We start from the raw sequence: 19,278 nt of genomic DNA, 5'->3' as shown, positions 1-19,278 counted from the left end.
GGCCGCTTTACCATCATTTTATCGAGCTGCGCCTTAATGGCATCATCAATTTCTTGGTTCATTTTCTTGCCACTGCAATCGAAGGGGAAACCTAAGTTCTCAGCATAGGGATTAATTGGGGTGCCTACTTTGACGACCCGATAACAGGTATTACCTTGACGAACGATACGATTCGGATCCAGCTCTAAATCCAAACTGGTGGGGCCGCTAAAATCGTCGGCATTGGGCACAATCAGTACCTCCATCTCGGGGCTCATTTCAGACAAATTCGACCGTTTGCTGTAATGATTTGCTTGCTCTAACACTAAATCATCTAAAGCTTGCTCACGCTGTCGTTCAAAATAACGCTGAGTAAACAATCCCACACTGCCCGCCACCCCACCGCTTTGCCCACTTACCGCAGATTGCTCTGTACTTACCGCTTGTGCCGAGCGTGATTGGGTTTCTGCCTTTTTCGGTTTAACAGCCTCTTTTGCACTCTGCTGGGTTTGGCCCTGAGTTGAGGTGTTCGGCGTTGAGGTGTTAGGCACAGATGTGTTTGGTACTGATGCTTTTGATTCTGTTACTTTTGATTCTTGGGCGCTGACTTCTGGAGGTTTGGCTATCTGCTCCATGGGTTTTGGCGTCAGCTTTACTGCGACTTTTGGTGACACTTTCGCTGACTGCTCAATATCAGCTGCCGGCTTTACGGTATTAGGCGGTGAGGTTATCGGCTCGCTAGTGTTAATAAACTCTTCCACTGAGATATCTTGAGCAGAATCCGCTGGAGCAGTTTGCGTTGGCGGCGCATAAATAAAATATGCCTTTAACGCTTTGGTTGTAGTCCGTGCGTTAGCAGATGATTCAGTAAAATGCAGCCCTAAGTGTTCCGACTGGGTTCGCCATAAAAAAATTAATAAAAACAGCAGTAAGCCATGGCCAAACATGACCCAAAGCAATAGCTTAAGATTGAAATAATGTGGCCGCTCTAGCCCGCTTAGATTTGAAGATGTTTTAAATGCGCTATCGATTGATCTTTGGTCTGCTTTACTTAAATTGAGGTGTAGATTGTTATCGCAAGACTCGGCATGAACACTTAAAGCGCTAAAAGGCTTAGTGTTCAAATCTGTAGCGCCTTGGGTTGTAGCACTTAAAAACGTTGCACAAAAAGGCAAAGCGGAAAATGGTAAAGCCTCGTCCTTTGTGGCACTGCTGTGCGCATCAAATCTGATGCTATCTTCTGGGGCTATATTCGATCGAACAGGCAAAATCCATCCCTTAGTACTTAATGAATAAAGTACTTAACAAATCCATGACATCTTACGGAGAATTAGAGAAAGTGAGTCGAACAAAGTTCCAAAGCAGTGACATTATTCAGTTGTCAACCAGTACCATAATCTTGTACAAGGACAACAGAACTCATCAGTGTTATAGCCGATGACAAGAACACGTAAAATAAATCAGCTTACACGTGTAAGCCAATTATAGCTTTCCCTTTTATCTACTGATAGACTCAATCATTATCGTCATCGAGTGGATCAACAGCATGCCAAGCCAGAGTTTGATAGAACCGCAAATGAGTCATGAAAAACCATTGAATATCAGTTGCTATAGCCTTAGTGAAGAGATAGCCAATAGCATCAGCCATGGCCTAGGGGTGATTGCAGGTGTAGTGGGCTTAATCTTTATGCTACTTAAGGGCGCAGATCATCTCACCAATATTCAACTTACAGGCGTTATTATTTATGGCGTAAGTCTTATCCTGTTATTTTTAAGCTCAACCCTGTACCACAGCGTAACGCATGTTGGCTGGAAACATAAACTTAAGATTGCCGACCATTGTGCTATCTACTGCTTAATTGCGGGCACCTACACCCCACTGATGTTAATCAGCCTGCAAGGACAGCTTTCAACCATTATCCTGACGGCGATTTGGTCTTTGGCTATTGGTGGGATTTTATTTAAGACCTTATTTATTCACCGATTTAAAAAACTCAGTCTTGTGTTATATCTGGCGATGGGTTGGCTTTGTATGACGGTGATTGGCGATTTGACAGCAGCAATGTCACCGCTTGGATTTAATCTACTGCTATTGGGCGGGTTGTTTTACACCCTTGGAGTGATCTTTTATGTCGGCAAACGTATTCCGTACAATCACGCGATTTGGCATCTGTTTGTGCTAGCTGGCGCGATGAGTCATTTCTTCTGTATTTATTTAACAGTGATCTAGCATCTCACGCACTCTGAGTCACACAAGCCATTCTCTGGGGGGCTTTTTTATATCTATGCTTTGAGACTGAGTTTTATGGCTAAGTGATAAAGTCGCCAGCCAAGCGTTATCTACAATAATTCTGCAACTATCTGTTTCAGCAAAAAGGTTTCCCTGTCGATAGATTGGCCTTTGTTGGCGAAGGTGCGCTGAATTTCTTCATTATGGGCAATGGCTTGATGGATATTGATCCACTCAGGGCGCATACCGTTTTTCACTTCATGGGCTTCAAGCTTTGGCTCACCTAAGCCACGGTTACCTAAAGTCATATCGATTTCACACAGGTAGCAATAGGAATCCATATGTACTACGTTGGCGCCTTCGCGAAACCAAGGTCGATATTCTTCATAGCGGCCAAAGGGTGCAATAACGTTAGCTGCAATGGCGCCGGTTTCTTCCTGTAACTCACGAATAAGCCCAACCTCGATGCTCTCGCCTTTATCCACACCACCGCCGGGCAAGCCGTAATCTCGATATTTTTGGGTATAGAGCAGCAAAATATCTTCCCCCGACAACACAATGGCTCGGGCGGCTTGGCGATAAAAGATCCTTGCCTGTTTTAAATTAATATTGGCAGCTTGGGTGGACTTCAATAAACGCATAGAAAAACTCAAGATTAACGGCCTATTAGCATAAACCAACTTTATAGATTTATAGAGCAAAACCGTTTTCAAGCAACACGCACAACAATACGTACACTTGAAACGGGTTAATTCAGTTGCTTAGTTGCCGCAAGATTTGCTGATAGGCCGCCACAATTTGTGCCTTATTTGGCAAGCGGCTCTCGGGGATACGTTGGTAGTGGCTGATTGTCTGCACAAGATAACGCTTAGCCTGGCTGGTTTTATCCGCATCTAACCCTTGCCACATAATTGAGCCAGTCGAACTTAAGGGCGCCACGTCATTGCGCTTCGAAGCTGTACTCGAATGGGTTAAATGCAATATCTCATAGAAGCGCTGATTTTCTTCGAGTAAATATTCCTGCTTAAGGGATAATCCCAACTCAGCAAGTGAGCTGCGCACATGATAATTATGATGCACGGGACACAAAATAAACTCGAGCGGGCTGGAATGATAAGAATGGTTGTGATTGTCGCTGTGATACTGGCTATAACACGACACGATGCTGCGCACCAGTTCAACCAATAACTCGCCACCGACACCCGCAATAATCACTAAGTGCTTGGCTTGCTTGCCGTAATGTGCCAGTGGCAACGCCGCCACATCCAGACAATGCACTTGCCATTCACTTTGGGCATGGGTGGTTTGCTCTTTTTCGTTTTGAGCGTTTGAGATAGGCTGCTGGGGGAAAAACCGAGCTAACTCAAGGCTGAGTTGCTGCATTAAGGGCGCCACACAATCGACAAAATGCACTTTAGGCGCAGCATTTCTTTGCAGTAACAGCATGCCGAGTAAACCATGATCGCAGCAGCAGTCCCAAATATGATCGTATCCTTGCTCTACCATCTGATTGATCTGCTGTAATCGCTGACTGATTTTCACCGCTGACGCCTCAAAAATCGCGCCCATACATGCTTGAGCGCCATAAAGCCGCGCATTCTACCCGAGTCAGCGGTTAAAACCCATCTCTTTAGGTTTGACTATCAGGCTGCCAGCCTCTAGGCCGCATCGGTGAATACGTATGCAACCCATTGCGAGCAAAAAGCCATCACCACTAGTATGCATTGACCCATATTCACTATAAAAACAAGGATCAGGGAATGTTCAGCAATCTGCTTACCCACACCCGCCACATCAACTCGCCAACGCGAAATCGACACAATTTATTCACGCCCAGCTTGCTAGCACTCAGCATTGGCAGCCTGTTGAGTACAGGTGCCACGGCGCAGACCCTCAACCTGAGCTCCCCCGATAAGCAAATCGTCTTGAGTCTGAGTGATGATACGGGCCGCCCCGAATATCAAATCCATTTTCATGGCAAAACCGTTATCGAACCGAGCCGATTAGGGTTAGTCTTTGCCTCACTGGGCGAATTAGGACAAGGTCTTCGCATTAAATCGAGCCACCCCGCCAGTGCCAATAAAAAATGGCAGCAACCTTGGGGTGAGCAAGAGTGGGTAAAGGATCAACACAATCAACTGAGCGTGGTATTAACCGACGGTAAAATCGACTTAAACCTCGAGTTTAAAGCCTTTGACGATGGCATCGGCTTTCGTTATCACTTAGCGGCCCAAAACGCGTTGCCGAACAATACGCCGCTTGCCATTACCGATGAACTCACCGAATTTAATATTGGCCAGAGTGATAAGGCCACCGCCTGGTGGATCCCTTCTCGTGGATGGAACCGCTACGAATATTTGTATCGCACCAGCGCACTCAATCAGGTCGACCGAGCCCACACCCCTTTTACCTTTAAACTGGTCGATGGCACCCATTTAAGCATTCACGAGGCGGCGTTAGTTGATTTTGCCTCGATGACCCTCGATCAACAGCGTGATGGCAAGCTCAAGGCCGATCTTACTCCTTGGTCAGATGGTATTCGGGTTAAAACCCAAGCGGGCTTTTATACCCCATGGCGCACGATTCAAATCGCCGACAAAGCCACGGGACTGCTTAATTCTCACCTTATCCTCAACCTGAATGAACCCAATAAACTAGGGGATGTCTCTTGGGTTAAACTGGGCAAATATGTCGGCATTTGGTGGGGGATGCACCTCAATGACAACACTTGGGGCTCGGGCCCAGCGCATGGCGCAACCACCAGCGAAACAGAGCGTTATATGGATTTCGCCGCCAAATACCAGTTTGATGGTGTCTTGGTCGAAGGCTGGAACCAAGGTTGGGATGGCGATTGGTTCCATAATGGCGATCAATTCAGTTTTACTAAGGCCTATGATGATTTCGATTTACCCGCCATTACCGCCTACGGCGCGAAAAAAGGCGTGCGCCTGATTGGTCACCACGAGACCGCAGGCTCAGTCACCCACTACCGCAAGCAAATGAATGATGCCTTCGCCCTGTATGAAAAACATGGCGTGACCCAAGTCAAAACCGGTTATGTCGCTGACGGTGGACAAATCAAACGCATCGATGAAAACGGTATCACCCGTCACGAATGGCACGACGGTCAGTTTATGGTGGGTGAATATCTTCACAGCGTTACCGAAGCAGCCAAGCACCATATCAGCATTAATACCCACGAGCCGATTAAAGATACTGGGCTGCGCCGCACTTATCCTAACTGGATCTCCCGCGAAGGTGCCCGCGGCCAAGAGTACAATGCCTGGGGCAGCCCACCAAATAGCCCAGAACATACCGCCATGCTGCCCTTTACCCGCATGCTGGCTGGACCAATGGACTTCACCCCGGGGATTTTTGATTTGGCACCTAAGGGGTTAGATGCCGAAAATCGCGTGCAAACCACATTAATGAAGCAACTCGCCCTGTATGTGGTGCTCTACAGCCCAATCCAAATGGCCGCCGACTTGCCACGCAATTATCAAAAACATCTAGATGCCTTCCAGTTTATCCGCGATGTACCAACAGACTGGTATCAAAGTATCGCACTGGCTGGCGAAGTGGGTGATTATGTGGTGTTTGCCCGTCAGGCCAAGGATCAACAGGATTGGTACTTAGGCGCGCTGACCGATGAAAATGCCCGTCAGGTTAAGGTCAAACTGGATTTCCTCGATCCAAACAAACGCTATCAAGCCCAGATTTATCGCGATGGTGCAAAAGCCGATTGGAAAACCAATCCCTATGATTATGTGATTGAAACCAAAGAGGTCAGCGCCAAAAACAGCCTAACCTTAGCCCTCGCCAGCAGTGGCGGCACAGCGATCCGCTTTAAGGCTCTTTAAATTAAGCAAAGTAATAGGGCGACCAAGATGGTCGCCCTATTAGGTTTGCAATGCGATTAATTTAACCTGAACTCGGGATAACGAGTGTCGAAAAGTCTAAATTTAACAAACAAAATCAATGCTATAGATGATTATTTTGAAAAGAAAAATCTTTTTCCTGACTGAATGTGCAGATTTTTGCGCATATCAAGGCGCTCTGTCGTACGCCATAGCGAGCTATGGTGAGACAGAGCAACGCAGAGAGGCTCGAAAAGATGCCTATTCAGCGGCGCTACTTATCCCGAGCTCAGGTTAATTTAAGGTCAACGCCACAATTTTAAGGGGATGATTATCATCGAATGACGGGAAATCCTCATGGGGATCGAGCCAAGTGTGGTCAATCACACCTCGGCCTTGCTTTTCAACGCAGCGAACTAGACTATCAAACCAATCTTGACGGTCTACTTTGGCGACATTATTGCAACACACAATGGTGCCACCAGCCTTGGTTGATAATAATGCGGGTTTAAATAAACCTTGGTAATCATTAACTAAATCGACAATCCCGAAGGCACTCTTGGCATAACGAGGCGGATCAAGAAATACCAGATCAAATTGGGTTTGCGGCAATTTGGGGTAACTGGGTAATTTTTGGTTGCGGCGCCCTCCCACACTTAAACCAGCTAATTGGCGCAAGGCCGGAAACGCATCACTCTGCACGAACTCACACACCTCTGACACTTGGTTTAATTCGGCATTAGTTCGCCCAGCGGCGAGTGCAAAGGAGGAAAAGTCGACATTCACTACCCGTTCTGCGCCGCCCATAGCCGCAGCAGTGCCGATACCACAGGTGTAAGAAAACAAATTCAGTACGGTTTTATCTTGACTGTGTGCCCGCACATATTCGCGACCAATACGCATATCAAGAAATAGCAGCGGATCTTGTCCTTCGTGGCGTAGCTTAGTGGTGAATTTAATCCCATTTTCCTGCATCACCAACTCGGCACTGGCAATATCATCCAGTTCAGGGCTTAGCGCATTGAGCACCCGCGAATGGCCAGCCGAGCGGTCGTTATACACTACCGGCAGGGCCACTTCTTGGGTGAGCACGTCCACTACTTCAGCCAATTCCTCAGCGGTTAAGGTGTGGTGAAAACTCTGTACTAACCAATTATCGCCGTAGCGATCGACATTCAAGCCACTGACACCTTCGACCGTGCCATGGAACACCCGAAAACAATCGGTATGATCTTGTTCTGCTTGTAGTAAAAAATCATGGCGTTTAGCTAAAGCCGTCGATAACAGCGTTTGAATAGACATAAAAAGCGGGACTCATACATCGGAAACCTGCGTAAGGTTTCAAGGGGAAAACGGCATGATAGCAAACTCAGCGACAAAATATCGGATAAATTCTCCCAGTATCCAATCACAGACTATACAAGCAGAGCCGTTTTAGCTTAAGGCACTAAGTGAGGCAGCCCCTTTGGCTCATCCCTTCCCTTAGCGCCTACACCATTTAGTATCCACAAACTACACCACTAGACTATGTCACTAAAACGATGCCTGATAAACGGGATAATCGATATAGCCAGCTTCACCGCCGCCATACAAGGTAAGCCTTGCATCCGCATCAAACTCGGTTAATGGCCAGTCATGGGCAAAGCGCGCGACTAAATCCGGATTGGTCACAAAGGGCGTACCAAAGGCCACAAAATTAGCATAGTGTTGGTCGAGTAAACGCTGAGCAGATTGCTTGGTTAATTTCCCCGCCACCATTATCGGGTGTTGATACACACTGCGCACTTGCTGACGAAACGCGTCAGACACTTCCACATAGCGCGAGATGTTTTCAGAAAAATGCACATAGGCAAGATTCATCGGTTGCAGCTTTTGTAGCAAGGCGAGTGTTAATTGGATGATGTCAGGGTTGTCACCGGTAAATCCCTCACCAATATGGGGAGATATCCGCACAGCGACTCTCCCAGATCCAATGGTCTGTGTAAGGGCTTGTAAGGTGTCGACTAAAAAACGCAACCGATTTTCTTGGCTGCCACCGTAGCGATCTTGCCGTTGATTGCTTTCTAAGCGCATAAAAGTATCAAATAAATAGCCATGGGCTGCATGCACTTCAACCCCATCAAAACCGGCTAACATCGCATTTTGTGCTGCTTGCACAAAATCGCTGATAGTCGCTTGGATATCTTGTTCGCTCATCGCCTTTGGCTGCTGGGTTTCAATCATGCCAAAGCCACCTCCAGGCAATGGACCAAATACCTGATCGGGTATTTTTATTGCCGATGGCGCAAGAGGCTCAGCGCCAGACACACTCGAATGGCTGCGACGACCAACATGCCAGAGTTGGATAAATATTTTCCCACCTTCTTGGTGCACCGCTTCCGTGACTTTTTTCCAGCCCTCAATCTGTGCTGGAGTATAAATCCCAGGGGTCATTGAATACCCTCGCGCCACCGCTGACACAGGTGCGCCTTCGGTAATAATCAATCCTGCGCTTGCTCGCTGGCGATAATAGGTGGCCATCATCTCGTTCGGAATATCCCCCGGCTGAGTGCTACGTGAGCGAGTCATTGGAGCCATCACAATACGGTTTTTAGTCTCTAACACATGACCTTTGAATGCCTTGAACATACTTTCCCCTAGGCTTGATAAGTTGGATAGTCAGTTAACCCTTTTTCGCCACCACCAAACAGCGTTGTTGGGTCATGCTCAGCCAACGGATAGCCGTGTTTTAGCCGCTCGGGTAAATCTGGATTGGCAATAAAAGGTCGTCCAAAACCAATCATATCAGCCAAACCATCGTTAATAGTTTGTTCCGCTGTGTGTGCGTTGTATCGTCCGGCATAAATCAGCACGCCCTGATAAGCCTCACGCAATGCTTGTTTGAATGAGCGTGGCGTATCAGGTGCATCATCCCAATCCACCTCGGCAATATGTAGATAAACAATTCGATGTTTGTTAAGTAACGCAGCGGCAGCGGTATAGGTCACAATCGGGTCCGCATCCACAGTGCCATTGAGGGTCGTAAGGGGCGCTAAACGCACACCCACACGCTCAGCACCAATAGCATCGACCAATGCCGCAACCACTTCGTCTAAAAAACGTAGGCGATTTTCAAGACTACCGCCGTACTCATCACTACGGTTGTTGGCTTCGGAATCAATAAATTGGTTGATCAAATAGCCATTAGCGGCGTGGAGTTCAATGCCATCAAAGCCAGCCGCCATAGCATTGAGCGCTGCTTGACGATAATCAGCGATCACTTGCGCAATATCAGCCTTTGTCATTGCCCGAGGCGCAACGACATCAACAAAACCAGGTTCATCAGTGCCGTTATCGACAAACACTTTTACGTTTTCCGCTTTTAATGCGGATGAAGAAATCGGTTGTTGCCCACCAATATTGTCAGGATGGGTGACTCGGCCTACATGCCATAACTGAGCAAAAATCACTCCGTTCTTGGCATGAACTGCCTCAGTGACGATATGCCAGCCCGCGATCTGTTCGGGAGTATAAATACCAGGAGTCCAAGCATACCCTTTTGCAGTTGGAGAAATCTGTGTGCCTTCAGAGACAATGAGCCCCGCACTCGCACGCTGAGCATAATAGGTTGCCATCATATGATTGGCCACATCGCCTGGCTGACTGGCTCTTGAACGAGTCATTGGCGGCATAACGATGCGGTTTTTGAGTGTTAATGCACCCAAGGTGATCGGTTGAAACAGTGATTGCGTCATAATATAACCCTCTCATTTCGTTGCAAACATACTAGCAAACTCAACAAGAGACATTGAGCGCAATAAAGACAAATGATTTTTGTTGTAAATGCAAAAATGTTCACTAACACGTCAATACGACAAGTGTTGCCCTACCGCTTACAGGGTTAGCTTAGGCTGAATAAAATCAATAAAGGCCGAGATACGTTTCGCGACGGTAGAAGATTTATAGTACACCGCATTGATCTGCTCTCGGCCGGTATTGGTGATTTTTTCACTCTCCAATAAGGGGATTAAACGCCCCTCAGCGATATCCTTTTTCACCATAAATCCCGATAAGCAGGCAATACCATTACCCGTTAATGCAAGCTGCCTTAACGTTTCACCGTTACTCGAGGTTAATGTAGGTGTAAATCGAGTAAATCCGTTCAGTGGCCAATCATTGAGGGCTTTTGGGGTAGAAAATCCCAGCAAATCGTGGTGAATAAGATCGCTGCTTTTATTGGGAAAACCGCGCCTTGATAGGTAATCTGGTGAGGCTACAATGTACAGCAAGCTTTTCCCAAGTGGCCTAGCATGCAAAGTCGAATCCGTTAAGTTGCCAATGCGGATCGCGAGATCGGTTTTCTTTTCAAGCAAATCAACAAAACCTTCGTTGGAGGTGAGTTCCAATTCAATATCGGGATAGGTTTGCTTAAATGGCTGGATAAGCGGCACTAATTGATGAAACAAAAAGGGACTTGCGGCATCGACACGTAAACGGCCTCTCGGTAGCTCTCCACGAGTAATGATCTCCTCTTCAGCTTGCTGGATCTGTAATAAGCCAATTCGGATGGCTTCAACAAACTGGCGACCTTCCTCGGTTAATTCGATCCGGCGAGTCGTGCGATTTAAAATAGAAACGCCAACTTGGCTTTCAACCTTGCTCACCGCCCGAGACACGCGGGCCACTTGAATATCTAACAGTTCAGCTGCCGCCGAAAAACCACCACTGTCGACGACAGCAAGCAGTATTTCTAAATCATCGGACCGTGTTTTCATTTTATTTCTCGCACCACACCCGCAATTATTGCATTTATAGCAAATATCATTGGTATAAATATCTGTATTTTACAATTTGCAAAAATCACTAAAGTGTCTCAATGAGTTGCTCGAATCCTGCGGCGGCTTTGGTTGGCACAAATTCCACTACATCAAATTCAGCCACGTCTTCGGTATAGAAAGGATCTTGCTGCAAAATAGCCTCGAGTACTGCACGCGACTCCGCCTTAGCGAAGATCACACCGCCCGTGCGTGGCACCTTACGGCCCGAGGCGATAAAAACGCCCTTGGCGTAATACGCATCAAGATAATCAATATGAGCAGCTAAATGTAGCTCAACATCTGCCAGCGGCTTTTTGTAGGTTAAGGTGATAACAAACATAGATATCCTTTATTCAAAACATAATCGATTTTGACAGGTGCTAACCATGATTACATGAGAGCATCTGCTGACATACTGTTCCATTATTTTTGCAGTATCAATCGCATAATGCGTCTATTGCTCACTGCTGCTGACACTTTAGCCACTGACTGGATACCCATACAACCCCATAGGAGTGTAAAATAGGCTGCCATTAGGTTACACGGCTGTTTAACTTGAGTTATCAATGGATGATGAATACGTATGTAAGCGGTTGTGCGTCAATCGACGCTGCGGCTACTATAAATTCGCTAGTTCCACCCTCTGCTTGTGGGGTTGAACACTGTGAGGTCGTTTCTGGTAGCAGCCTTTGAGGATAGCTGTCAGGCTTAGGTTCTTTTCTGCTTCTGAGCATTTGCATCATAGAGTATGAAAATGAATTTATTGGCGAATATGCTTCTGAGGGAGAGGTATATTCGCTATTTTTTAGCATCAAAACACACCTTTATAGCGACCAAACCGAACTGGCACAATAATGCGTAAACTGAGCCAAAGCTATTGATTAAGCTTTCAAATTATAACGATAAATGACTCAAGGCAGCACTGCTGTCCGCTACTGAAGGGAAGTTGCATGTCCACGGATCAACAAACGATTACCCCATTAGAAGGTGTCTCACCCAAGGTGGTGCATCGCGCCGTTCATAAGCGACAACCCGAGCTAAATTTCTGGCAAATTTTTAATATGTGCTTTGGTTTTTTGGGGATCCAATTCGGTTTTGCCCTGCAAAATGCCAACGTCAGTCGCATTTTCCAAACCCTTGGCGCCTCTATCGATGACATTCCCATCCTGTGGATTGCCGCACCGTTAACGGGTCTGCTGGTTCAACCGATTATTGGTTATCTGAGCGATAATACTTGGGGGCGCTTAGGTCGCCGTCGGCCGTATTTTTTAATCGGCGCTATTTGTACGACTCTTGCGATATTTGTGATGCCGCATTCCCCTACGTTATGGATTGCCGCGGGCATGCTGTGGATTATGGATGCCTCAATCAATATCGCCATGGAACCCTTCCGTGCCTTTGTGGGGGATAATTTGCCTCCCAAGCAGCGCACCCAAGGTTATGCCATGCAAAGCTTTTTTATTGGCATCGGTGCAGTTGTGGCCTCGGCCCTACCCTATATTCTCAGTAACTTCTTTAATGTCGCCAATACCGCGCCCGTGGGCGAAATTGCCGATTCGGTGCGTTATGCCTTCTATTTTGGTGGCGCCGTGCTGTTTCTCAGCGTGGCGTGGACAGTGATCTCTACTAAAGAATATTCCCCAGATGAACTCGCCGCCTTCCATGGCAATGCTGACGCTGGCATAGATGAGCAACAATATCGCACTCGCACCCATCAGAATTATCAATTTGCCGCTATCGTTTGGATGGCTGTAGGCGCACTGCTGACGCTTGCGGTGTGGACACAGGATTTAGATAAGCAGCTGTATATTTTAACCTTAGGGATTTTTGCCTTTGGCCCATTGCAACTTTACTGCGCCCTTCGCTTAGGTAAATCAACGCCCTCACAGCGTTCGCAACTGGGCATTGTCTTTAATGTGGTCGATGATTTATTCCATATGCCTAAGGCCATGCATCAGTTAGCGATAGTGCAGTTTTTCTCTTGGTTCGCGCTCTTTGCGATGTGGATATACACCACCTCGGCGGTGACGTCTTATCACTTTGGCAGCAGCGATGTGTTATCCCCAGCCTACAATAATGGTGCCGATTGGGTGGGCGTACTATTCGCCTCCTACAATGGATTTTCGGCCATTGCGGCGCTGTTTATTCCGCTACTTGCCAAACGTATCGGGATCAAACTCACCCATACCTTTAATATGTTCTGCGGTGGTTTTGGCTTAATCAGTTTCTATTTTATCAAGGATCCCAGCCTGCTATGGCTGCCGATGATAGGGGTGGGTATTGCCTGGGCCTCAATTCTATCTATCCCCTACGCGATGTTATCCAGCACCTTACCGCCGAAAAAAATGGGCGTGTATATGGGAATTTTTAACTTCTTTATCGTGATCCCACAGCTCCTTGCAGCCAGCGTCTTAGGCGTAATCCTCAATGGATTATTTGATGGTCAACCCATCTATGCCCTGCTCACCGGCGGCGTCCTCATGCTCTGCGCCGGGATTGCCGTGCTCTTTGTTGAGCAGCCGAATACTCAGCACACTCAAGCGTAAATCGCAGATCCTACAACTCGGCACTCTTGGCGTTTGGGCAACTAAACGCCAATACGTATAGCCACATAGCTTACAACAAGAATAAATCGCAATTAGCACCATCTATTAATTGGGGAGATTTTGATGAATATGGCATCGACAACAGTACCTTCGCAGCAGGCTCGCAGCTTAACTCGTAAGCCGATTGCGCTCGCAATTGCCGCAAGCCTTATCGGCGTTACCAGCTTAATGGGCTGCTCACCCTCGGCCCCCAATGCAGACACATCAACACCGACCGTCACAAAAGCCACAGATGTACAGATTGCCCCCGGCGCCCCCGGCAAAGCCCCAACCTGGGCGTTCTCCGGCAAAACCGGTATCGGTACCTCCTATGAGCCTTATACTCAGGGGCAATACCAAGACAGCGCTCAAAATCCCATTAGCCGAGTGTGGTTCTCCATCGCGCAGGGGATTTTAACCGAAACCATGTATGGCCTTATTCACAACGCTCAGCTCAAAGAGTTGCAATTTGTGATCACCGGCAATGGCTTTGTCGATACCGAAAAAGATAACACGATCAGCAGCATTGAATACTTAGATACCGACGCTAATGGTCGCCCACAATCCTTGGCCTATAAGATTATCAATCGCGACGTTGAAGGTAAGTATCAGATAGAAAAACATATCTTTACCGATCCCGACCGCGATACGCTGATGATGCGCGTGACGTTTACCGCCTTTGAAGCGGGTATCACACCGCATTTATACGTTAACCCCCATATCGATAATGCGGGCGCGAATGATATTGGCAGAATCGATCATCAAGCCCTTATTGCTCGCACCAATGATCCCCACAGTAGCGTAATGACGGTGAAATCGGATATCGATTTTGCGCAGGCGACTACGGGCTTTGTCGGTGTATCCGACGGTTTGGCCGATTTAGCCGATAACGGCAAGCTTGATACGCTGTATCAGGCCACCAGCAGCGCCGAAAAGCCTACTCAAGGCAACATTGCCTTTACCGCCAGTTATCCCGCACTCCAAGCTAATCAAGCTCTTAATGTGAATTTGGCGATTGGTTTTGGCCAGGATGAGGCCAGCAGTTTAGCCAATGCCAACGCCAGCTTGACGGCGGGGTATGACGCGGTGCTGAGCCAATACAACGCTGGTTGGCACAGTTATTTACAATCGCTACCCGCGATGCCTGATATGGCGCAAAGCACCACAGATAATGGCAAGCTGCTGTATACCAGTGCCATGGTACTCAAGGCGCAGGAAGATAAAACCTACGCGGGCGCCCTTATCGCGTCGCTTTCTAATCCTTGGGGCGATACAGTGCCAGCTGTCACACCCAGCACGGGTTACAAGGCCGTTTGGCCGCGCGACTTTTATCAATGCGCCATGGCATTTCTCGCCATGGGCGATACCCAAACGCCTAAAGTCGCCTTTGAATACCTTAAAAAGGTGCAAGTGAGCGATAAAACCCCAGGCTTTAGCGGCACACCCGGTTGGTTTTTACAAAAGACCCATGTGGACGGCCAAATCGAATGGGTGGGCGTACAGCTCGACCAAACGGCGATGCCGATCATGCTCGGCTGGAAGCTCTGGCAGGCAGGCGTATTCAGTCAAGCTGAACTTAACCATTGGTATCAAGAGATGTTAAAAGCTGCGGCGGACTTTTTAGTCAGCGGCGGCGAGGTCAATCTCGACTGGAATCATACCCAAATTACGCCACCGAAAACCCAGCAAGAACGTTGGGAAGAACAAGCAGGTTATTCGCCTTCCACCACGGCCGCTGTGATCGCAGGCTTAGTGGCTGCGAGTGATATTGCCAAGGCAGTAAACGACAGCGATGCCAGTCAGCGTTATCTCGCGACCGCCAAAACGCTTAATCAACAACTTGAAAAACACTTAGTGACGACCCAAGGTTTGCTCACCGATAGCCAAGGCATTAAGGCACCGTATTATCTGCGATTAAGCCCCAACGGTGAGCCAAACACCGCCGAGCAACTCGCCGCCAATAATGGCCGTGCGGGATTAGATCAACGTCAGATCCTCGATGGCGGCTTTTTAGAACTGGTGCGCTATGGCGTGCGTGGCTCCACCGATAAGCTGATTAATCAAAGCCTAGCGCTGGTGGATAATACCGAGCTTGAGGACAATTTACGCCTCAAATACAACTTTACGGCAAAGGATGGCAGCAGCGTTCCAGGCTTTAGACGTTACGGTAACGATGGCTACGGTGAAGATACCCTCACTGGCGCAAACTACGCCGAATCGGGCAGTAATAGCGACAACCAACGCGGCCGCGTCTGGCCCTTCTTTACTGGCGAGCGTGGCCATTTTGAATTGGCCCTTGCCAGCGCCAAGGGAGAGCTAAGCGGTGCTCACGCACAGCAAACCAAGCAGCAACTTATCAATACCTATGTGCAAGGGATGGAAACCTTCGCCAACGCGGGTCTAATGCTCCCCGAACAAGCATGGGACGGTGTGGGTAACGCCACTCGTTACCAATATCAACTCGGCCAAGGCACTAACTCCGCCACCCCGCTCGCCTGGACCCACGCTGAATATATTAAGCTTGTACGTTCAATGAGCGATGGTCGAGTCTGGGATAACTACCCTATCGTCCCTGAGGCGTTGAAATAGTGTTTAAATACTGATACGAGTCAATAAAGCCCGCAAAGGTGAGTTGTGCGGGCTTTATGATGAAAAACAGCATACTCCTTTAATTCGCCCCACATCATCCATTCTGCGCACAGTAAAAGCATTCTCTGTTTTTATGTGAATACTTATTTTTATTGCCGTTACTTCAATAAAAAATTGACTTACATAAGCCAGTCAAGATGTTAAGCTATTTGTGCTTTTGTTAATTTATCGATAAATGGAGTTTTGATGAAGCCTTTAAAAACCGTAATCAAATGGATTTTGCTCACGTTATTCTTGGTGCCAGTGAGTCTTTATCTGATCCTTGCCGCCATCAACATAAAAGATAGCCCAGCTTCAGAGCAAGCCAAAGCCTACCTCGACGAAATTCAAAAGAGTGATAAGGCGTTAGCCGACAACCAAGCTCAGAATGCCTATCTCTATGCGCTGGGCTTTGATGTGAATAGTGGCGCCTCGCCGATGGATGCTGGGATTTCTCGACTTAAAAGCATACAACAGCTTGGCATTTTGGAACGCTCCCCAACGCTAAACACAACTCCTATAGACAAACCGCAAACCCCTTTCAACGAATGCCTTAACCGTGATGATTTTCTGTCCAGTTGTCTCCCGGTACTGACAGAACAAACGTCTTTTGACGAACTCATCGCAACAAACGCCGAATTAATCACGCGATATAAAACATTAATTCAGTTAGATACCTGGCAAGAAGGCAGCCAATTTAATGTCTTTTTGTCTTCTCCGTCACTTTCACATCTGCTCACGGCACAAAAACTCTACTTCATCGATTTACTGGCTCACGCTCAAACCATGTCTGCGCAGCAAGTTACCGATGTGATTAATCAAGATATGTTGTTTTGGCAACGCGTAGCAGCTAACACCCATGTGCTACTGATAAAAACCGTTAGTCAAAACGGCATCACAACAAATATGAAATTTGGCGAATTGATACTAGGCCAACTGCATCCCTCTCAATTAAGCAACGTCATCCCCACTAGCTGGCAAACGCCGTTCCCTGCTGAGGTGACTACATTTGAAAAAATAAAAATGGGTGAATGGTATTACTTTACAGCCATGGCCAAAGCATTGCAGACAATTGATGATGAAGATATCACCACAAACGTGACGCAATGGTTGCTGACACCGTTAATGAAAGATCAAGACACAGCGAATCGTTACGCGGAAATTTTAAATGGCACGACTCCTCCGCAGACTTGCCCTGCTCCTTGGTCAATCGCTGACATGAGCCAATTTATATATAACCCACTTGGTAAATTTGTACTCTGCTCTGGCATTACATCATTAGACCGTTACCAACAAGATTTTGATGAGCTCGAGCCACAAAGAGCACGCTTGATCACGAGACTCCAATAGGGTGATTGTTTACTTAAGCAAATACATGACATAAACGCCTTCGACATGTGCTAAAGTTAGCTTATACTGTGTATATGTACAGCATATAGATGCATATGATCATGGTTACTCCTGAACAATCGAAAATCCAATATCCTTTCTTTAGCACATCTGTGGCGGCGGGGTTTCCTTCTCCCGCCAATGATTATATTGAGCAATCGCTTGATCTAAATGAGCTTTGTATCAAACATCCCACCGCAACCTTTTTTGTCAAAGTTCAAGGCGATTCGATGGTCGATGCCGGAATTTCCTCTGGTGATATATTAGTGGTTGACCGAGCCTTACAAGCCACCCATGGGGATATTGTAGTGGCGGCCATCAATGGGGAATTTACGGTAAAGCAATTGCAATTACGTCCTGTGGTGCAATTATTGCCATGTAACCCGGCCTACAGTGCAATTCCACTCAGCCACGAGTCAGAGTTAGACCTGTTCGGTGTCGTGACTTGTGTGGTGAAAAAACTCAAATGACCGCCAACTTATTCGCCCTCGTAGACTGTAATAATTTTTATGCGTCCTGTGAGCGTATGTTTCGGCCCGATCTACAGGGCAAACCTATCGTTGTGCTGTCAAATAACGATGGTTGTGTTGTCGCGCGTTCATCGGAAGCAAAGCAATTAGGCATAAAAATGGCCGTGCCGGTTTATCAAGTGATGGAGATGATCCGCGCCCATAATGTGGCGGTATTTTCGTCCAACTATGCCCTTTACGCTGATATTTCAAATCGCGTCATGACCACACTTGAGCAGATGGTGCCTAGGGTTGAAGTCTACTCAATCGATGAGGCTTTTTTGGATTTGTCTCGGCTCGATAAATGTCAAGATATTAACCAGTTAGCCATGGATATTCGTCAACGGATCCAGCAATGGATAGGGATCAGTGTCTGCGTAGGAATTGGGCCGAGCAAAACCTTAGCCAAGCTAGCTAACTATGCCGCAAAACAGTATCCCGCCACCCAAGGCGTTGTCGATTTACGCGATAAAGAACGCCAACGCCGGTTAATGGCGCTCACTCCCATTGATGAAGTTTGGGGCATTGGCCGAAAAATTGCGCAACGTTTAAAACAGATGGGCATCCATACCGCTCTACAGCTTGCAGATGCCCATCCTAAACTTATCCGAGACAATTTTTCCGTCATGGTTGAGCGAACGGTGTACGAGCTTAACGGTATTGCCTGTGATGATATTCAGCAGGTGGTAGCGACAAAGCAGCAAATCATCAGCTCGCGCTCCTTTGGCGCACGTATTACCACCTTTGAGGCGATGCAGCAGGCTATCAGTGACTATACCTTTAGGGCCTGCGAGAAATTGCGAGCGGAGGGGCAGTTTGCCCGCACCTTATCGGTGTTTATTCGCAGCAGTTATTTTACGCAACATCAGCCCCAATATAGCCAAGTACTCACTGGTCATCTTGTGTATCCCAGTGACGATACCCGTGATTTTATCGAATTAGCGCAGCGACTATTGCATCGGCTTTGGCGTGCAGGTCCCGCCTATGCTAAAGCTGGCGTCATGCTAGGAGATTTTTATGCACCAGGCGTGTTTCAATTAGGCTTGTTTGACGAGGCCAAACCACAACCTAAAAGTAAAGAATTGATGAAACTGCTTGATGGTATCAATCACAGTGGTAAAGGAAATATTCAATTTGCAGGACAAGGACTGAATGCCGATTGGAGAATGAAGCGTGGTCAACTCTCTCCCCGCTACACTACCCAATGGAGACATATTCCGATAATAAAATAAGCCATAAGCATGAATAACGAAATAATATGCTAGAGCTGTTCCATTTGTTAAATCCGCTAAAACACAGTCAATA

General features: G+C 47.3%; 16 protein-coding genes. 8 read left to right on the top strand and 8 right to left on the bottom strand.

Features of this window, described 5'->3' with window-relative positions; all coding sequences use genetic code 11:
- The coding region (locus MMG82_RS02370) for a hypothetical protein (RefSeq protein WP_241406412.1) at window positions 1-1,103 on the bottom strand (1,103 nt) is incomplete at its 3' end.
- Here MMG82_RS02370 and MMG82_RS21645 point away from each other — a divergent pair.
- The gene (locus tag MMG82_RS21645; RefSeq protein ID WP_229777739.1) at window positions 1,096-1,275 is read left to right on the top strand and encodes a hypothetical protein; all 180 of its coding nucleotides are present in this window, start codon (window positions 1,096-1,098) and stop codon (window positions 1,273-1,275) included. The genes MMG82_RS02370 and MMG82_RS21645 overlap by 8 nt on opposite strands.
- A gap of 250 nt (window positions 1,276-1,525) precedes the next feature.
- Window positions 1,526-2,209, top strand: a complete 684-nt coding sequence (locus MMG82_RS02360; RefSeq protein ID WP_241406411.1) for a hemolysin III family protein — start codon at window positions 1,526-1,528, stop codon at window positions 2,207-2,209.
- Window positions 2,210-2,319: 110 nt separating this feature from the next.
- Here the strand turns inward: MMG82_RS02360 and MMG82_RS02355 are convergent, their stop codons facing one another.
- Together MMG82_RS02355 and MMG82_RS02350 are read right to left on the bottom strand one after the other, a co-directional pair.
- Complete coding sequence (locus tag MMG82_RS02355) at window positions 2,320-2,850, bottom strand: NUDIX domain-containing protein (RefSeq protein WP_047539974.1); 531 nt, start codon at window positions 2,848-2,850, stop codon at window positions 2,320-2,322.
- Window positions 2,851-2,962: 112 nt separating this feature from the next.
- The gene (locus MMG82_RS02350) at window positions 2,963-3,751 is read right to left on the bottom strand and encodes a tRNA (adenine(22)-N(1))-methyltransferase TrmK (protein WP_047540895.1); all 789 of its coding nucleotides are present in this window, start codon (window positions 3,749-3,751) and stop codon (window positions 2,963-2,965) included.
- A 218-nt stretch (window positions 3,752-3,969) separates the two neighbouring features.
- Between MMG82_RS02350 and MMG82_RS02345 the strand changes: the two genes are divergently transcribed.
- A complete protein-coding gene (locus tag MMG82_RS02345; protein ID WP_241406410.1) occupies window positions 3,970-6,069 on the top strand; it encodes a glycoside hydrolase family 97 protein in 2,100 nt (699 codons plus the stop codon).
- Window positions 6,070-6,360: 291 nt separating this feature from the next.
- Here MMG82_RS02345 and MMG82_RS02340 read toward each other — a convergent pair whose 3' ends face one another.
- The 5 genes from MMG82_RS02340 to MMG82_RS02320 all read right to left on the bottom strand — a co-directional run bounded on the left by MMG82_RS02340 (window position 6,361) and on the right by MMG82_RS02320 (window position 11,202).
- Window positions 6,361-7,368 (bottom strand): class I SAM-dependent methyltransferase, encoded by a 1,008-nt coding sequence (locus MMG82_RS02340; protein WP_037431613.1) that lies wholly within the window; start codon window positions 7,366-7,368, stop codon window positions 6,361-6,363.
- Between the two features lie 231 nt (window positions 7,369-7,599).
- Entirely contained in the window at window positions 7,600-8,694 is a 1,095-nt protein-coding gene (locus MMG82_RS02335; protein WP_047538506.1) for an alkene reductase, read from the bottom strand.
- An 8-nt stretch (window positions 8,695-8,702) separates the two neighbouring features.
- Complete coding sequence (locus MMG82_RS02330) at window positions 8,703-9,800, bottom strand: alkene reductase (RefSeq protein ID WP_047538503.1); 1,098 nt, start codon at window positions 9,798-9,800, stop codon at window positions 8,703-8,705.
- Window positions 9,801-9,938: 138 nt separating this feature from the next.
- Window positions 9,939-10,820 (bottom strand): LysR family transcriptional regulator, encoded by an 882-nt coding sequence (locus MMG82_RS02325; RefSeq protein ID WP_047538500.1) that lies wholly within the window; start codon window positions 10,818-10,820, stop codon window positions 9,939-9,941.
- A gap of 88 nt (window positions 10,821-10,908) precedes the next feature.
- Window positions 10,909-11,202, bottom strand: coding sequence for a YciI family protein (locus MMG82_RS02320; RefSeq protein WP_037431416.1), 294 nt, complete (start codon window positions 11,200-11,202; stop codon window positions 10,909-10,911).
- A 610-nt stretch (window positions 11,203-11,812) separates the two neighbouring features.
- On the opposite strand from MMG82_RS02320, the gene MMG82_RS02315 reads away from it, so the two are divergent.
- The 5 genes from MMG82_RS02315 to umuC all read left to right on the top strand — a co-directional run bounded on the left by MMG82_RS02315 (window position 11,813) and on the right by umuC (window position 19,205).
- Window positions 11,813-13,408: an MFS transporter gene (locus MMG82_RS02315; protein ID WP_047538495.1), complete on the top strand. Its 1,596-nt coding sequence runs from the start codon at window positions 11,813-11,815 to the stop codon at window positions 13,406-13,408.
- 129 nt (window positions 13,409-13,537) lie between these two features.
- Entirely contained in the window at window positions 13,538-16,036 is a 2,499-nt protein-coding gene (locus MMG82_RS02310; RefSeq protein WP_047540632.1) for a glucan 1,4-alpha-glucosidase, read from the top strand.
- 246 nt (window positions 16,037-16,282) lie between these two features.
- The gene (locus tag MMG82_RS02305) at window positions 16,283-17,425 is read left to right on the top strand and encodes a hypothetical protein (protein ID WP_052184012.1); all 1,143 of its coding nucleotides are present in this window, start codon (window positions 16,283-16,285) and stop codon (window positions 17,423-17,425) included.
- 101 nt (window positions 17,426-17,526) lie between these two features.
- Entirely contained in the window at window positions 17,527-17,934 is a 408-nt protein-coding gene (gene umuD / locus MMG82_RS02300; protein ID WP_229777742.1) for a translesion error-prone DNA polymerase V autoproteolytic subunit, read from the top strand.
- Window positions 17,931-19,205 (top strand): translesion error-prone DNA polymerase V subunit UmuC, encoded by a 1,275-nt coding sequence (gene umuC / locus MMG82_RS02295; protein WP_047538491.1) that lies wholly within the window; start codon window positions 17,931-17,933, stop codon window positions 19,203-19,205. Before umuD ends, umuC begins: the two co-directional genes overlap by 4 nt.
- Window positions 19,206-19,278 lie beyond the last annotated feature (73 nt).

The organism is Shewanella sp. MM_2022_3 (genome assembly GCF_022557375.1).
Classification (GTDB): domain Bacteria; phylum Pseudomonadota; class Gammaproteobacteria; order Enterobacterales; family Shewanellaceae; genus Shewanella; species Shewanella xiamenensis.
The sequence above is the reverse complement of the archived record's forward strand: the minus strand, read 5'-3'. Positions and strand labels throughout refer to the sequence as shown.

What these genes read in the sequence shown, in the direction of transcription:
- MMG82_RS02305 (WP_052184012.1), top strand. Translation starts at nt 16,283, where the DNA reads ATGAAGCCTTTAAAAACCGTAATCAAATGGATTTTGCTCACGTTATTC.
- MMG82_RS02315 (WP_047538495.1), top strand. Translation starts at nt 11,813, where the DNA reads ATGTCCACGGATCAACAAACGATTACCCCATTAGAAGGTGTCTCACCC.
- MMG82_RS02325 (WP_047538500.1), bottom strand. Translation starts at nt 10,820, where the DNA reads ATGAAAACACGGTCCGATGATTTAGAAATACTGCTTGCTGTCGTCGAC.
- MMG82_RS02310 (WP_047540632.1), top strand. Translation starts at nt 13,538, where the DNA reads ATGGCATCGACAACAGTACCTTCGCAGCAGGCTCGCAGCTTAACTCGT.
- umuC (WP_047538491.1), top strand. Translation starts at nt 17,931, where the DNA reads ATGACCGCCAACTTATTCGCCCTCGTAGACTGTAATAATTTTTATGCG.
- MMG82_RS02360 (WP_241406411.1), top strand. Translation starts at nt 1,526, where the DNA reads ATGCCAAGCCAGAGTTTGATAGAACCGCAAATGAGTCATGAAAAACCA.
- umuD (WP_229777742.1), top strand. Translation starts at nt 17,527, where the DNA reads ATGGTTACTCCTGAACAATCGAAAATCCAATATCCTTTCTTTAGCACA.
- MMG82_RS02340 (WP_037431613.1), bottom strand. Translation starts at nt 7,368, where the DNA reads ATGTCTATTCAAACGCTGTTATCGACGGCTTTAGCTAAACGCCATGAT.
- MMG82_RS02355 (WP_047539974.1), bottom strand. Translation starts at nt 2,850, where the DNA reads ATGCGTTTATTGAAGTCCACCCAAGCTGCCAATATTAATTTAAAACAG.
- MMG82_RS02335 (WP_047538506.1), bottom strand. Translation starts at nt 8,694, where the DNA reads ATGTTCAAGGCATTCAAAGGTCATGTGTTAGAGACTAAAAACCGTATT.
- MMG82_RS02320 (WP_037431416.1), bottom strand. Translation starts at nt 11,202, where the DNA reads ATGTTTGTTATCACCTTAACCTACAAAAAGCCGCTGGCAGATGTTGAG.
- MMG82_RS02345 (WP_241406410.1), top strand. Translation starts at nt 3,970, where the DNA reads ATGTTCAGCAATCTGCTTACCCACACCCGCCACATCAACTCGCCAACG.
- MMG82_RS02330 (WP_047538503.1), bottom strand. Translation starts at nt 9,800, where the DNA reads ATGACGCAATCACTGTTTCAACCGATCACCTTGGGTGCATTAACACTC.